Here is a 15066-nt window from a genome sequence, read left to right on the forward strand (position 1 = left end):
CAACTGGGAGACCAAGCATGCAACTGAATCCCGCTGAAATTTCCGAACTGATCAAGAGCCGCATCGAGGGTCTTGGTGGCAGCACGGACATCCGCAACCAGGGCACCGTCGTGTCCGTTTCCGACGGCATCGTCCGCGTCCACGGCCTGTCCGATGTGATGCAGGGCGAAATGCTCGAGTTCCCGCCGGCCGCCGACGGCACGCAGACCTTCGGTCTGGCCCTGAACCTCGAGCGCGACTCCGTCGGCGCCGTGATTCTGGGTGCCTACGAGCACGTCTCGGAAGGCGACACCGTGAAGTGCACGGGCCGCATCCTGGAAGTGCCCGTCGGCCCCGAGCTGATCGGCCGCGTCGTGAACGCGCTGGGCCAGCCCATCGACGGCAAGGGCCCGATCAACGCCAAGATGACCGACGTCATCGAGAAGGTCGCCCCGGGCGTGATCGCCCGCAAGTCGGTCGACCAGCCCGTGCAGACCGGCCTGAAGTCCATTGACTCCATGGTGCCGGTCGGCCGCGGCCAGCGCGAGCTGATCATCGGTGACCGCCAGACGGGCAAGACCGCCGTCGCCATCGACGCGATCATCAACCAGAAGGGTCAGAACATGACCTGCGTCTACGTCGCCATCGGCCAGAAGGCGTCGTCGATCAAGAACGTGGTGCGTTCGCTGGAGCAGGCCGGCGCGATGGACTACACCATCGTCGTCGCCGCCTCGGCTTCGGAATCCGCCGCCATGCAGTACGTGTCGGCCTACTCCGGCTGCACGATGGGCGAGTACTTCCGCGACCGCGGCCAGGACGCGCTGATCGTCTATGACGACCTGTCCAAGCAGGCCGTCGCCTACCGCCAGGTCTCGCTGCTGCTGCGCCGCCCGCCGGGCCGCGAAGCCTTCCCCGGCGACGTGTTCTATCTCCACAGCCGCCTGCTGGAGCGTGCCGCCCGCGTGAACGCCGACTACGTCGAAGCCTTCACCAAGGGTGAGGTCAAGGGCAAGACCGGTTCGCTGACGGCCCTGCCGATCATCGAGACCCAGGCCGGCGACGTGTCCGCCTTCGTGCCGACCAATGTGATCTCGATCACCGACGGCCAGATCTTCCTGGAAACCAACCTGTTCAACGCCGGTATCCGCCCCGCCATCAACGCCGGTATCTCGGTGTCGCGCGTCGGTGGTGCCGCCCAGACCAAGCTGATCAAGGCGCTGTCCGGCGGTATCCGTACCGACCTGGCCCAGTACCGTGAGCTGGCCGCGTTCGCGCAGTTCGCCTCCGACCTGGACGAAGCCACCCGCAAGCAGCTGGACCGCGGTGCCCGTGTGACGGAACTGCTGAAGCAGGCCCAGTACTCGCCGCTGCCCATCTCGCTGATGGCCGCGTCGCTGTACGCCGCCAACAAGGGCTTCATGGACAGCATCGAAGTGAAGAAGGTCCTGTCCTTCGAGCACGGCCTGCACCAGTACCTGAAGACCAGCCACGCCGCTCTCCTCGCCAAGCTGGAGAACGACAAGGCGATGGACAAGGATGCCGAGGCCGAGCTGAACGCCGCGATCACTTCCTTCAAGAAGTCCTTCGCCTAAGCCACGGAACACGCGGAGCCGCGCCTCAAAGCCCGGCCCCGCACTGACTAGGAGTTCGAATGGCTTCAAGCAAAGAAATCCGCGGCAAGATCAAGTCGGTCGAGAACACCAAGAAGATCACCAAGGCGATGGAGATGGTCGCCGCGTCCAAGATGCGCAAGGCGCAGGAACGGATGCGCTCGGCCCGCCCCTACGCCGAGAAGATCGGCAACATTGCCGCCGAACTGGCCAAGGCCAACCCGGAGTACCGCCATCCCTTCCTCGTGAAGAACGAGGACGCGAAGACGGTCGGCATGGTCGTCGTCACGACGGACAAGGGCCTGTGCGGCGGCCTGAACACCAACCTGCTGCGCGCGGCCACGGCCAAGCTCAGGGAAGTGGAAACCGCCGGCCAGACGGCCGAGGTCGTCGCCATCGGCGGCAAGGGCCTGGGCTTCATGAACCGCATCGGTGCCAAGGTCGTGGCCCATGCCACGCAGCTCGGCGACCAGCCCCACATCGAGGCCCTGATCGGCCCCGTCAAGGTGCTGCTCGACGCCTATGCCGCCGGCAAGCTCTCCGCCGTCTACCTCTGCTACACGCAGTTCATCAACACGATGAAGCAAGAGGTCAAGGTGCACCAGCTGCTGCCGTTGAAGGCTGCCGACCTGGCGACCGAGAAGCCGGCCCACTCGTGGGACTACATCTACGAGCCCGACGCCGCCACCGTCATCGACGAGCTGCTGGTGCGCTACTCGGAGGCCCTGGTCTTCCAGGCCGTCGCCGAGAACATGGCCAGCGAGCAGTCCGCCCGCATGGTGGCCATGAAGGCCGCGACCGACAACGCCGGCACGCTGATCGGCGAGCTCAAGCTGGTCTACAACAAGACCCGTCAGGCCGCGATCACGAAGGAACTCTCCGAGATCGTCAGCGGCGCCGCCGCTGTGGGTTGATCTGGTTTCGGCACGCAAAGAATTGAATTGAAGGAACGCACAAATGGCTAACACTCAAGCCCAAGGCAAGATCGTTCAGTGCATCGGCGCCGTCGTGGACGTGGAATTCCCGCGCGACCGGATGCCCAAGGTCTACGACGCCCTGAAGATGGAAGGCTCGGCGCTGACGCTGGAAGTCCAGCAGCAGCTGGGCGACGGCGTGGTCCGCACCATCGCCCTCGGCTCGTCCGACGGCCTGCGCCGCGGCACCCAGGTCTACAACACCGGCGACACCATCAAGGTGCCGGTCGGCAAGGCCACCCTCGGCCGCATCATGGACGTGCTGGGCAACCCCATCGACGAGCGCGGCCCGGTCTCCTCCGAGCTGACCGCCTCCATCCACCGCGCCGCGCCGGCCTACGACGAGCTGAGCCCGTCGCAGGACCTGCTGGAAACCGGCATCAAGGTGATCGACCTGATCTGCCCGTTCGCCAAGGGCGGCAAGGTGGGCCTGTTCGGCGGCGCCGGCGTCGGCAAGACCGTCAACATGATGGAGCTCATCAACAACATCGCGAAGGCGCACAGCGGTCTGTCCGTGTTCGCCGGCGTGGGTGAGCGCACCCGTGAGGGCAACGACTTCTATCACGAGATGTCGGACTCCAACGTCGTCGTGCAGGAGAACCTGTCCGAGTCCAAGGTCGCCATGGTCTACGGCCAGATGAACGAGCCCCCGGGCAACCGTCTGCGCGTGGCCCTGACCGGCCTGACCATCGCCGAGTCCTTCCGCGACGAAGGCAAGGACGTGCTGTTCTTCGTGGACAACATCTACCGCTACACGCTGGCCGGCACGGAAGTCTCCGCGCTGCTGGGCCGCATGCCTTCCGCTGTGGGCTACCAGCCGACGCTGGCCGAGGAAATGGGCCGCCTGCAGGAGCGCATCACGTCGACCAAGGTCGGCTCGATCACGTCCATCCAGGCCGTCTACGTCCCCGCGGACGACCTGACCGACCCGTCCCCCGCCACGACCTTCGCCCACCTGGACGCCACCGTCGTGCTGTCGCGTGACATTGCCTCGCTGGGCATCTACCCCGCCGTGGACCCGCTGGACTCGACCAGCCGCCAGATCGACCCCAACGTCGTCGGCGAAGAGCACTACAACACGACCCGCTCCGTGCAGGCCGTGCTGCAGCGCTACAAGGAACTGCGCGACATCATCGCCATCCTGGGCATGGACGAACTGTCGCCGGAAGACAAGCTGGCCGTGGCCCGCGCCCGCAAGATCCAGCGCTTCCTGTCGCAGCCCTTCCACGTCGCCGAAGTGTTCACGGGCACGCCGGGCAAGTACGTACCGCTGAAGGAAACCATCCGCGGCTTCAAGATGATCGTCAACGGCGAGTGCGACGCACTGCCGGAGCAGGCCTTCTACATGGTCGGCACCATCGACGAAGCTTTCGAGAAAGCCAAGAAGATCCAGTGAGCCTGATGGGGCGCCCGGTCGCCCCTTCTCTCGCAAGACCTTCTCAATGGTTATCTAAGGAAGAACGAACATGGCAACCCTCCACGTCGACGTGGTCTCCGCCGAAGAGCAGATCTTCTCCGGCGAGGCCAAGTTCGTCGCCCTGCCGGGCGAGAGTGGCGAGCTGGGCATCCTGCCCAAGCACACGCCGCTGATCACCCGCATCAAGCCGGGCGCCGTGCGCATCGAGCGCACCGATGGCAGCGAAGAATTCGTCTTCGTCGCCGGCGGCATTCTCGAGGTGCAGCCGCACCGCGTGACCGTGCTGGCCGACACCGCCATCCGCGGCAAGGACCTCGACGAGGCCAAGGCCACCGAGGCCAGGAAGCTGGCCGAGGAAGCGCTGAAGAACGCCAAGAGCGAGATCGACCTCGCCAAGGCGCAGAGCGAACTCGCCATCCAGGCGGCCCAGATCGCCGCGCTGCGCAAGTTCCTGAAGAAGTGAGATGTGGCGCCCGCGGCGTGAGCCGCCGTGTCCACTGACAGAAAAGCCCATCGACTCTCGGTCGATGGGCTTTCTCATTTGTGCACCCGACTAGATTTCAGGAGGTTGGCGTCGCAGCCTTCTTCCCTTCGGTCGGCACGCTATTGATCGCCGGCACTTCGGCCGGCACAGGTGCTACGGCTTCCTTGCGTTCTGCCCCGGTCGGCGGCTTGCGGGACAGAGTGGGCGCCCCAGCAACGAAGTCCTTACGATCAAAAACCGCCTCGCTGTCACCCATCACCAAGCGGATCCACTCCGGATAGTTGTAAGCCGAGCCGTTCGAATGATCCACGATCGCGCCGATGCCACCGCCGATCAAGATGTTGCCGAAGAGGCTGCCCGCGACACGCGAGGTCACGGTTCCGGCGGCACTGGGCTCGCCGACCTTCTTGCATTCAACGTGCAGATCCGAGCTGGACCGATGCACGAGGACGCTGCCCGGGGTTGTGACCGAAACGGTGCCGGAATCGTTGGTCAAATTGCAGGTTGCGCCTTCTACGGCCTGTCCGGCCGCCGAGACCGTCTCAACGCGCATGGAGCCAGTGGTTCCGTTCGACACCGAGGCGCAGCCGACGAGTTGTAGTGAAACGGCGACCAAGGCCGCGTAGATGATCAGTCGCATAGGAACTCCCTTGATTATTTGCTTTCAGTTGAAGCCGCTCGCATGCAGCGGGCGCGGCAGGATAGCAACTGGAAGTAACTGGAAGCATGCGGAAAACCTGTAAGAACCACAGCGTCCGGCTGGGTCGGCAGGGATGATGCCCGCCACGCGCATCCATAGAATCCTTTATGTCTAAATCGTCGCAATGACAGCAACCACTTCACCCGCACGCCCGCAAGGCACCGATGTCGTCGAACTCATCGCGCCCGATGGCGCCGCCGCCGCCATCTCGCTTCACGGCGGCCATCTGCTGTCCTGGAAGCCCGCCGGCGCCGCCGAGCAGCTCTACCTGTCGCCGCGCAGTGAGTTCGCGCCTGGCAAGGCCATCCGTGGCGGCGTGCCGGTGATCTTTCCGCAGTTCTCGGACCGCGGCACGTTGCCCAGGCATGGCTTTGCGCGCACGCTGCCTTGGGAGCTCGTGAGCAGCGAGCAGGGCAAGGGCGATGCGCTCGCGGTGCTGCGCCTGCGCGACAGCGACGCGACGCGGGCGATCTGGCCGCATGCCTTCGAGCTGGAGCTGAGCGTTCGCATCGGTGGGCGCGAACTGGACATCGAGCTGGCCTGCGAGAACACCGGCGAGACCCGCTTCCAGTTCACGACGGCCCTGCACACCTATCTGCGCGTGGCCGACCTGGACGCGGTCAGCGTCGAGGGCCTGTCCGGTCTGCGCTATTTCGACAGCGTCAAGCAGGCCGAGGCGCTGCAGCGCATGGACCTGCTGCTGACCGGCGAGAAGGGCGTGCTCGACCTGGACCGCATCTATTTCGGCGTGAAGGAGCGCCCCCTGCTGCTGGCCGAGGACCGCCGCCAGGTCGTCATCCGCCAACTGGGCTTCGAGGATGCGGTGCTCTGGAACCCCGGCCCCGAGCGCTGCGCCAAATTGGCGGACATGCCGCCCGAGGGCTGGAGCGAGATGCTCTGCGTGGAGGCGGCGAGCATCGGCCGCCCGATCGAGCTGCAAGCCGGCGAAAGCTGGGTGGGTCGACAAAGCCTGGCCTTGCTCTGAATCAGAGGCGGGCGTGGGGGCGGCGCCGATAATCCGGCGATGTTCGCCCCCCTGCAAAACGACAGCTTCCTGCGCGCCTGTCTGCGCCTGCCTACCGACCACACGCCCGTCTGGCTGATGCGCCAGGCCGGCCGCTATCTGCCGGAGTACCGCGCCACGCGCGCGAAGGCAGGCAGCTTCATGGGCCTGGCCACCAACACCGACTATGCGACCGAGGTGACGCTGCAGCCGCTGGAGCGCTTCCCGCTGGACGCGGCCATCCTGTTCAGCGACATCCTGACCGTGCCCGACGCGATGGGCCTGGGCCTGTCCTTCCAGCAGGGCGAGGGGCCGAAGTTCGAGAAGGTCGTGCGCGACGAGGCCGCCGTGGCGGCACTCGAGGTGCCGGACCTGGACAAGCTGCGCTACGTCTTCGACGCCGTCACCTCCATCCGCCGCGCGCTGAACGGCCGCGTGCCGCTGATCGGCTTCTCGGGCAGCCCGTGGACGCTGGCCTGCTACATGGTCGAAGGCGGCGGCTCCGACGACTACCGGCTCGTGAAGAGCCTGATGTACTCGCGGCCCGACCTGATGCATCGCATCCTGGACGTGAACGCGCGAGCCGTCGCGGCCTATCTGAATGCGCAGATCGAGGCCGGCGCCCAGGCCGTCATGCTGTTCGACTCCTGGGGCGGCGTGCTCGCCGACGGTGCCTTCCAGCAGTTCAGCCTGGCCTATTCGCGCCAGGTGCTGAAGGCCGTGAAGACCGAGCACGCGGGCCAGCGCATCCCGCGCATCCTGTTCACCAAGGGTGGCGGCCTGTGGCTGGACGAGATCGCCGATGCCGGCGCCGATGTGGTCGGCCTGGACTGGACCATGAACCTCGGTCAGGCCCGCGCCCGCGTGGGCGACCGCGTTGCGCTGCAGGGCAACCTGGACCCGAACGTGCTCTTCGCGCCGCCCGAGGCCGTGCGCGCCCAGGCGCGTGCCGTGCTGGACAGTTTCGGCAAGCCGGCGGCCGGCAGCGGGCATGTCTTCAACCTCGGCCACGGCATCAGCCAGTTCACGCCGCCCGAGAGCGTGACGGCCCTGGTGGACGAGGTGCACGGCTACTCGCGCCGGCAGCGTGCGGCGGCCTGAGCAGGCCGTCAAATCTGCACTTGCCCGATGACTTATCCCCAAAAAACAGGGTGTGTGCAGAACGCATGTTGATTGGTGCGGCGCACCTAAGAGTTTTCCCGAATTTTCGCTAAGTGCTTGATTTTCAAGGTGCGTCGCACAAGGCCGCCGGAGCGCACGAAACCTCGCCCGATGCACCGGCAGCGGGCATCGGCGGCCGGCGGGGCGATTTGCTCACAAACTTATCCACAGAAATTGTGGGCAACCCGAGAGCCCTTGCAAATCATGAGCTTGCAGCCGCTTCCTGAGTCGTCGCTTCACAAAACGCGCGGAGCTGCGCGTGCCTGAAATCCAGGCAAGGGCAGCGGTGCGCGTCGCTGTCGACGCCCCCCAACACAGTGGCCTGAATGGCCCGCTTGACTATGCGAGTGAGCAGGCGCTCGCACCCGGCTCGCTGGTGCGTGTGCCGCTGGGCAAGCGGGAATTGCTGGGCGTCGTCTGGCCAGGCGCCGTCGAGCCGGATCAGGCGCTGACGCTGCGGCCCGTCACGGCCGTCTTCGACGCGCTGGCGCCGCTGCACGCCGCCTGGTGCCGCCTGCTGGACTTCGCCGCCGGCTACTACCAGCGCAGCGTCGGCGAACTGGCCAGCGCCGTGCTGCCGCCGCAACTACGGGAACTGTCGCCGGATCAACTGGCCGCCCGGCTGCGCAAGCTGGAGCGCAAGGCGGCCAAGGCCGTGGAGGCCGCGGCGCCGGTCAAGCCGGCGCTGGCGCCCGAGCAGGCCGACGCGGTCGCGCGCATCGAGGCAGGGATCACGGGCGCTGCGGCCAACAGGCCCGTGCTGCTGTTCGGCGTGACCGGCAGCGGCAAGACCGAGGTCTATCTGCGTGCGGCCGAGGCGGCGTTGGCGGCGGGCCGGCAGGTGCTGGTGCTGGTGCCCGAGATCAACCTGACGCCCCAGCTCGAAGCCCGCTTCACGGAGCGCTTCGCGGCTCTGCTGCCCGAGCCGCTGGCCATCGTGTCCCTGCACAGCGCGCTGACGCCGGCACAGCGCCTGCAGAACTGGCTGGCCGCGCACCTCGGCCGCGCGCGTCTCGTGCTCGGCACGCGGCTGGCCGTGTTCGCATCCCTGCCCCAACTCGGCCTGATCGTCGTCGACGAGGAGCACGACCCGTCCTACAAGCAGCAGGACGGCGCCCGCTACTCGGCGCGCGACCTGGCCGTCTGGCGCGCTCACGACCTGAAGATTCCGGTCGTGCTCGGTTCGGCCACGCCGTCGCTGGAAAGCTGGCAGCACGCCGAGTCGGGGCGTTATGAGCGCCTGACCCTGTCCGCCCGCATCGGTGGCGGCGCGTTGCCCCGGGTCAGGCTGTTCGACATGAAGGCGCTGCCCGCCAGCGCTGGCGTGACCACCGCGCTGACCGCGCCGCTGCTGGCCGAGCTGAAGTCGCGTCTGGAGCGCGGCGAGCAGAGCCTGGTGTTCCTGAACCGCCGCGGCTATGCACCGGTGCTGCATTGCGGCGAATGCCAGTGGAAGAGCGACTGCCCGCACTGCAGCGCCTGGCGTGTCTTCCACAAGCGCGACCGCACGCTGCGCTGCCACCACTGCGGCTTCACCGAGCGCGTGCCGCGGGCCTGCCCCAACTGCGGCAACCACGACATCGCGCCCATCGGTCGCGGCACCGAGCGGCTGGAGGAGCAGCTTGCCGAGGCCCTGCCCGGTGCACGCGTGCTACGCATCGACGCCGACTCCACGCGCCGCAAGGGCGAGCTGGAGGCCCAGCTGAAGGCGGTGCATGACGGCGAGGTCGACATCCTCGTCGGCACCCAGATGGTCACCAAGGGCCACGACTTCCGGCGCATCCGCTTCGTCGCGGCCGTCAACCCCGATGGCGCCCTCTTCAGCAGCGACTTCCGCGCGCCGGAGCGCCTGTTCGCGCTGCTGATGCAGGCGGGCGGGCGGGCGGGGCGCGATGCCGAACGCGACGCTGGAGGCGAATCGCCCAGCGAAATGTGGGTGCAGACCTGGCATCGCGATCATCCCCTCTACCAGGCGCTGGCTCGGCATGACTACGTCCGCTTCGCCGCCGACCAGCTCGCCGAGCGCCGCTCGGCCAGCCTGCCGCCGTTCTCCCACCTTGCGCTGCTGCGGGCCGAGGCGCGCACGGCAGAGGCGGCCAAGGCCTTCCTGGATGCGGCGGCCGGGCTGCTGCAGGACGGGCAGGTGCTGGTCTATCCGCCGGTGCCGCACGCGGTCGCGCGCGTGGCCGATGTGGAGCGCATGCAGATGCTGGTGGAGGCCGGCCAGCGCGCGCGGCTGCAGGCCTTTCTGCGCGACTGGGTGCCGACGCTGATCGAGCTCAAACGCCAGCACAAGGCCGTGCTGCGCTGGGCCGTGGACGTGGACCCGTTGGCGATCTGAGCGCTGTCAGCCGTGCGGCGCGTGGCCCAATGTGCTGGCCAGCGCGGTAGCGCGGCGCTGCTGTTCCTGGCGGCGCAGTGCGCGGCTCAGCGGGCGGGACAGGCCCAGCGCCAGGGCGACCAAGGCGATCAGCAGCGTGCCACCATCGAGCTGTGTGGCGAGGGCGCCGAAATCGTTGTTGTCGGCCGTGCTTCCGGGTTGGGCGGGCGCCCAGCGGCCACTGCCGTTCAACGCCGTCAGGCTGGCCGAACCGAGGCGGCCGGCATCGGCGATCAGGGCGGCGGTTGCGGTGTCGGTCACGGCTTGCGGATGGGGCTCACGCGTGGCGCCGGCCAGCGCGGTGGCACTCAGGGCAGCGAGGGCAGCAGCAAGGACCAGGGCTTTCATGATGCGGGCTCACCGTGAAAAGAAGGGGCTGGATCGCATTGTTCGCAGCCTAGCGCGGCTGGGATGTGAAGACTTCACGCGCTTGAGGGGGACCCCCGCGAATGAGCGATTCAGCCTTGATTTGGTAGCTCGGCGCGCGCGGCGGCCTTGGCGGCCAGTTCATCGCGCATGCGCTTGAGCTTTTCCCTGGGATCTTCGCGGCTGCCCCCTTCGCCCAGCTTCATCTCGGCCAAGAAGCGGCTCGGAATGCCCACGACGGTGTCGCGGCCTTTTTTGCGCCGGCGCAACGTCGAGACGGCCAGCGTCGTGCGCGCGCGGGTGATGCCCACATACATCAGCCGGCGTTCCTCCTGCAGCGCCTCGGGCGTCAGCTCGGCCTCCTCGCGCCTGAAGGGCAGCAGCCCTTCGTTGACGCCGGCCAGCACGACATGCGGCCACTCCAGCCCCTTGGAGGCGTGCAGGGTGGTCAGCGTGACCTGGTCCTGCTCCTCGCCGCGCTCGGCCAGCGACAGGATGACGGAGATGGTCTGGGCCACGTCCAGCACACTCTGCTTGGGCTCGGTGAAGCTGACGCCACCTTCCTCGCTGTGCTGGCCGCCGCAGCGCTTGGCCACCCAGTCGACGAAGTCCAGCACATTGCCCCAGCGGGCCTGGGCCACCTTCTCGTTCTCCTCGCTGTCGATCAGGTGGGCCTCGTAGGCGATGTCCTTCAGCCACTCGGTCAGCATCGCGTGCGCGGCGGTGTGGCCCTCGGTGTGCCGGGCCTTGTACTGCAGCTCGTTCACATAGCGGCCGAACTCGTGCAGGCTGTCCAGGCCGCGCTTGGTCACCGCGGTGGCCAGGCTCTCGGAGAACAGGGCCTCGAACATGCTGCACTTCCACTGCGCCGAGAAGGTACCCAGGGCGCCCAGCGTCGTGTGGCCGATGCCGCGCTTGGGCGTCGTCACGGCACGCAGGAAGGCGGGGTCGTCGTCCTGGTTCACCAGGAGGCGCAGCCAGGCGCACAGGTCCTTGATCTCGGCCTTGTCGAAGAAGCTCTGGCCGCCCGAGACCTTGTAGGGGATCTGCGCGCGCCGCAGCGCCTGCTCGAACACGCGCGCCTGGTGGTTGGCGCGGTAGAGGATGGCGAAGTCCTTGAAGGCCGGGCCCTTGCCGTCGGCGCGCAGCTGCTGGATGCGGGCCACGGCGCGCTCGGCCTCGTGCTCCTCGCCGTCGGCCTCCAGCAGCGCGATGGGCTCGCCGTCGCCGTACTCGCTCCACAGCTTCTTCTCGAACAGCTTGGGGTTGCCGGCGATGACGTTGTTGGCCGCGCGCAGGATGGCGCCGGTGGAGCGGTAGTTCTGCTCCAGCGGGATGACCTTGAGGGCCGGATAGTCGGTCGGCAGGCGCTTCAGGTTCTCGATGGTGGCGCCGCGCCAGCCGTAGATGCTCTGGTCGTCATCGCCCACGGCCGTGAACATGCCGCGCTCGCCCACCAGCGCCTTCAGCAGCTCGTACTGCACGGCATTGGTGTCCTGGTATTCGTCCACCAGCACATAGCGCAGCTTGTTCTGCCACTTCTCGCGCGCCTCGGCGTCGGTGGTCAGCAGCTTCAGCGGCAGCGTGATGAGGTCGTCGAAGTCCACGGCCTGGTAGGCGGCCAGGCGCTCCTGGTAGCGCACCATGACGGCGGCGGCGGCGCGCTCGTCGTCGTCCGCGGCGACCTGCGCGGCCTGGGCCGGCCCCAGGCCCTGGTTCTTCCACAGCGAGATGGTCCATTGCCAGCGCCGCGCCTGGTTGATGTCGGTCGTGCTGCCGGCGTCCTTCAGCACATTGAGCACGTCGTCGCTGTCGAGGATGGAGAACTGCTCCTTCAGCCCGAGGCGCCTGCCCTCCTCGCGCAGCAGGCGCACGCCCAGGGAGTGGAAGGTCGAGATTGCCAGGTCCTTGGCCGCCTTGTTGCCCACCAGCGCCTTGGCGCGCTCACGCATCTCCTGCGCGGCCTTGTTCGTGAAGGTGATGGCCGCGATCTGGCCGGGCCGGTAGCCGGACACCAGCAGCTGGGCGATCTTGGTCGTGATGACGCGCGTCTTGCCCGAGCCCGCGCCGGCGATGACGAGGCAGGGCCCCGTCAGGTGGTAGACGGCTTCGAGCTGGGCCGGGTTGAGGCCGGCGGACGGTGAGGCGGCGGAAGACATGGACAAATGGAACTGCGCGGGCCGAGCGCCGGGCCGCTCCCAAGCCGGCCCGCACTGGCGATGTGCGAGCGGCTCAATGCCGCGAGCATCGCCGTCCCCTCGGGGGATGAGGCCGGACACGGGGCGCCCGGTGGGCGGCCCGTGCCTGCCGAAGCGCTGCGGCACGCGGCGCGGTCCCGGCCAAGGCAGGCCTTGGACGAGGGGCGCCAATCATGCCACTCGGGCCACGCCTTCCCCGGGCAGAGCCCTCAGGCCTAGGCCCAGCAGCAGCAGCGTGAAGAACATGAAGCCGATGCGCGGCGTGTCCAGCAGGCTGTCGAAGGCACCGACCACGGCGAAGCCGATCAGCGCCGCGACGAAGGCCGGCGCCAGCGGATGGTCGCGGCCATGGCCGAAGGACAGGCGCAGCAGTGCCAGCAGCCAGGCCCCGGTCAGCAGCGCGAGGCCCGCCAAGCCCTGCTCGAACAGCACATGCAGCGCCGCGTTCTTGGTGTGCCAGGGCAGGTGGTTGCGGTCACTGGAGAAGAACCAGCGGGCCATCTCGCGGTTGAAGTCGCCGTTGGCGAGCAACTGCCGGCCTTGCGCGTCCTGCATCGCGATGCGGTCGATGTCGACGCGGGCGCCGCGCGTGTCCAGGGCCATCGAGAAGGTCACGAAGCGCGGCGCCCACCAGTCGCCGCCCAGGGCCGGCACCGGGCCGAGCTTGACGTCGCGGCTCTGCCATGGGCCGGTGCCCCTGGCCGCGCCGCCCTCCGCCGCAGCCTGTGGCGGCTTCAGCGTCACCTCGGCGCTGCTGCACTGGTCCGGATAGATCAGGTTCCTCTCGCAGATCTCGAACGCGAGATTGGCATCGGCCGCAGTGCGGCTGACGAGGTGGATCGTGACCGGCCCGGGGGCCGGCGCGGCGATGCGCTGGCTGATGCGGAACTGCTCGCCGCGGCCGAGGATGTGCTTGCCCGCCGCCAGCGCCAGGTAGGACTCGTCGGCGTCGTGGCGCAGCCGGTAGTCGCCTATCTGGGCGGAGGCCGGCCCGTCGTAGAAATAGCTCGCGACGAAGCGGCCCGAGCCCTTGCCGAGCAGCCACTGCCGGCCGCCGTGCAGCAGGTGCAGGCTCTCGCGCCAGTGCGTCACGCGGGCCTGGCCGTCTTCCTTCCAGGCCGCGACGCGGTCGCGCAGATAGCTGCCGCCGCCCAGCGCGGCGACGATGGCCATCACCAGCACCAGGCCCGCCACCAGCAGCGCGCGCTTGCGCCAGCCGGCCGCGCCGTGGCTGCCGGCACCCTGCAGCGGCCACAGGCGCGGCTCCAGCAGCATCGCGGCCCACAGGCCGGCCAGCGCCAGTCCGGCGGCCAGCGCGGTCCAGCGGCCCGCGGTGCCGCCCCAGTAGTCGGCCACGATGACCACCGTCGACAGCAGCCAGAACCAGGCCGTCGTCACCAGCAGCACGTAGACCGGCCTTGCCTCGCCCGGTTCGTTGCGCCAGCGCAGCAGGCCGCAGACGGCCAGGGCGACGATGTTCAGCACATAGGCCGCCTTGGGCACGGCCATGGACAGCGCCCAGCTCGCCGCGGCCAGCAAAAGGGCCAGCAGGGCGCCCATGATCAGCGCGGTCAGGCGCTGGCCGAGGCCGGGCCGCCACAGGCTGGGCGGCATCGTCAGCAGCACGACCATCACGCCGAACAGCGCCGCCAGCCCGCGGTAGCCGCCGCCGCCGAACACGAGCGCCGCGGCCAGCGCGAAGGCGCCGGCCATGGCCAGGGCGCCCAGCTTGGCTGCGTGCGGCAGCGGCGCGTCCACGGTGCCCGTCGAGCCGTCGATGTGGCTACTGTCCGGCACCGAGCCCGCGGCGCGGCGGCGCTGCGCATCGGCCAGCAGCACCATGGGCACCAGCGCCAGCGGCAGCGCGAGGTAGACGCCGCGCGAGAAGGTCGTCAGCACCGCATAGGCCGCCAGCAGCACGATGACGAGGCCGATGCCGAAGTTAAGCGGCGAGCGCGTGCGCAGCAGGGCCAGCAGCGCGAAGGGCAGGGTCAGCACGAGGAAGCCGTCCAGTGCCGCGCCGCCGACATGCATCTCCCAGAACAGTGCCGTCGTGCGGTAGTCGGTGGAGAAGTCCAGCAGGCCGGTGTAGGCCATGCGCTCCCACAGCGCGGCCGCGGCGCCGCCGAGCAGGGCCAGCACGAGGCCCAGCAGCAGGCCGCGCGCAAAGCCGCGCGGCCGCGCCGCGGCGGCGGCCGCGCCGCGGCGGCGGCCGTCCACAGCGGCAACAGGCTCAGCACGAGGAAGATGGCCTTCGCGTTGCGCATCGAGTTCATCGGCTCGTGGTAGCCCTGGAACCAGCCGAACTCGAAGCCGCCGGCGTCGGCGAAGCCGCGCTTCATGCCCCAGGCCGCCGACAGTGCCAGTGCCGCGATCAGCATCAGCACGAGCGGCGAATAGACCAGGGCGTGGCGCCAGGCCGGCGCGCGGTCGCGCGCGTTGAGCTGCAGCGCATAGCCGAGGTAGCCGCCGCAGCCGCAGGCCGTGACGAGCAGGTCCATCTCCTCGAAGCTGATCCAGCCGGTCCATGGCGCCAGGCCGATCAGCGGCAGCGGCGCGAGCACGAGCAGGGGCGTCTTGACCCAGAACACGGCGGCCAGCAGTGCGACCATGCCCCAGGCCGCCAGCGCCAGCGGCCCCGACAGCGGGTGGTGCCGGGCCAGCTCGGCGCCGACCGCGCCCAGCCCGAGCGCGGCCAGCAGGGCCAGCCATTGCAGGCGCGTGGCGGGCAGCCTGAGCTTGAATTCACCCAGGCCGAGCAGGCCGGTCGGGGCGGGCTGGGTGCCGACGGCGG

The 15066-nt window shown here is 68.6% G+C and carries 11 protein-coding genes; 7 read left to right on the forward strand and 4 right to left on the reverse strand.

All coding sequences use genetic code 11. The features are described 5' to 3' along the window. The first annotated feature begins 17 nt into the window (after nt 1-17). The 4 genes from atpA (at nt 18) to EV671_RS13360 (ending at nt 4443) form a co-directional block, all read left to right on the forward strand. A complete protein-coding gene (gene atpA, locus EV671_RS13345; RefSeq protein WP_132572162.1) occupies nt 18-1571 on the forward strand; it encodes a F0F1 ATP synthase subunit alpha in 1554 nt (517 codons plus the stop codon). Between the two features lie 59 nt (nt 1572-1630). Next, entirely contained in the window at nt 1631-2503 is an 873-nt protein-coding gene (atpG, locus tag EV671_RS13350) for a F0F1 ATP synthase subunit gamma (protein WP_132572165.1), read from the forward strand. 43 nt (nt 2504-2546) lie between these two features. Further along, nucleotides 2547-3959, forward strand: a complete 1413-nt coding sequence (atpD, locus tag EV671_RS13355; RefSeq protein ID WP_132572168.1) for a F0F1 ATP synthase subunit beta — start codon at nt 2547-2549, stop codon at nt 3957-3959. 70 nt (nt 3960-4029) lie between these two features. Continuing rightward, complete coding sequence (locus tag EV671_RS13360; protein ID WP_132572171.1) at nt 4030-4443, forward strand: F0F1 ATP synthase subunit epsilon; 414 nt, start codon at nt 4030-4032, stop codon at nt 4441-4443. Nucleotides 4444-4540: 97 nt separating this feature from the next. On the opposite strand, the gene EV671_RS13365 is transcribed toward EV671_RS13360, so the two are convergent. Continuing rightward, on the reverse strand, nt 4541-5104 hold the full coding sequence (locus EV671_RS13365; RefSeq protein WP_132572174.1) for a hypothetical protein: 564 nt from the start codon (nt 5102-5104) through the stop codon (nt 4541-4543). 184 nt (nt 5105-5288) lie between these two features. Here EV671_RS13365 and EV671_RS13370 point away from each other — a divergent pair, with 184 nt between their 5' ends. The 3 genes from EV671_RS13370 (at nt 5289) to EV671_RS13380 (ending at nt 9669) form a co-directional block, all read left to right on the forward strand. Beyond that, a complete protein-coding gene (locus EV671_RS13370) occupies nt 5289-6149 on the forward strand; it encodes a D-hexose-6-phosphate mutarotase (RefSeq protein ID WP_132572177.1) in 861 nt (286 codons plus the stop codon). A 39-nt stretch (nt 6150-6188) separates the two neighbouring features. Beyond that, on the forward strand, nt 6189-7268 hold the full coding sequence (gene hemE, locus EV671_RS13375; RefSeq protein ID WP_132572180.1) for a uroporphyrinogen decarboxylase: 1080 nt from the start codon (nt 6189-6191) through the stop codon (nt 7266-7268). A 319-nt stretch (nt 7269-7587) separates the two neighbouring features. Further along, nucleotides 7588-9669, forward strand: a complete 2082-nt coding sequence (locus tag EV671_RS13380) for a primosomal protein N' (RefSeq protein WP_243655708.1) — start codon at nt 7588-7590, stop codon at nt 9667-9669. A gap of 6 nt (nt 9670-9675) precedes the next feature. On the opposite strand, the gene EV671_RS13385 is transcribed toward EV671_RS13380, so the two are convergent. The 3 genes from EV671_RS13385 to EV671_RS13395 form a co-directional block, all read right to left on the reverse strand. Further along, nucleotides 9676-10056 carry a hypothetical protein gene (locus tag EV671_RS13385; protein WP_132572183.1) on the reverse strand — a complete coding sequence of 127 codons (381 nt, stop codon included), beginning with the start codon at nt 10054-10056 and terminating at the stop codon, nt 9676-9678. 110 nt (nt 10057-10166) lie between these two features. After that, nucleotides 10167-12233 carry an ATP-dependent helicase gene (locus EV671_RS13390; RefSeq protein ID WP_132572186.1) on the reverse strand — a complete coding sequence of 689 codons (2067 nt, stop codon included), beginning with the start codon at nt 12231-12233 and terminating at the stop codon, nt 10167-10169. 210 nt (nt 12234-12443) lie between these two features. Further along, complete coding sequence (locus tag EV671_RS13395) at nt 12444-14492, reverse strand: hypothetical protein (protein ID WP_165917561.1); 2049 nt, start codon at nt 14490-14492, stop codon at nt 12444-12446. Nucleotides 14493-15066: the final 574 nt, after the last annotated feature.

Source organism: Roseateles saccharophilus (genome assembly GCF_004342485.1).
Lineage (GTDB): Bacteria > Pseudomonadota > Gammaproteobacteria > Burkholderiales > Burkholderiaceae_C > Pelomonas > Pelomonas saccharophila.

What these genes read in the sequence shown, in the direction of transcription:
- atpA (WP_132572162.1), top strand. Translation starts at nt 18, where the DNA reads ATGCAACTGAATCCCGCTGAAATTTCCGAACTGATCAAGAGCCGCATC.
- atpG (WP_132572165.1), top strand. Translation starts at nt 1,631, where the DNA reads ATGGCTTCAAGCAAAGAAATCCGCGGCAAGATCAAGTCGGTCGAGAAC.
- atpD (WP_132572168.1), top strand. Translation starts at nt 2,547, where the DNA reads ATGGCTAACACTCAAGCCCAAGGCAAGATCGTTCAGTGCATCGGCGCC.
- EV671_RS13360 (WP_132572171.1), top strand. Translation starts at nt 4,030, where the DNA reads ATGGCAACCCTCCACGTCGACGTGGTCTCCGCCGAAGAGCAGATCTTC.
- EV671_RS13365 (WP_132572174.1), bottom strand. Translation starts at nt 5,104, where the DNA reads ATGCGACTGATCATCTACGCGGCCTTGGTCGCCGTTTCACTACAACTC.
- EV671_RS13370 (WP_132572177.1), top strand. Translation starts at nt 5,289, where the DNA reads ATGACAGCAACCACTTCACCCGCACGCCCGCAAGGCACCGATGTCGTC.
- hemE (WP_132572180.1), top strand. Translation starts at nt 6,189, where the DNA reads ATGTTCGCCCCCCTGCAAAACGACAGCTTCCTGCGCGCCTGTCTGCGC.
- EV671_RS13385 (WP_132572183.1), bottom strand. Translation starts at nt 10,056, where the DNA reads ATGAAAGCCCTGGTCCTTGCTGCTGCCCTCGCTGCCCTGAGTGCCACC.
- EV671_RS13390 (WP_132572186.1), bottom strand. Translation starts at nt 12,233, where the DNA reads ATGTCTTCCGCCGCCTCACCGTCCGCCGGCCTCAACCCGGCCCAGCTC.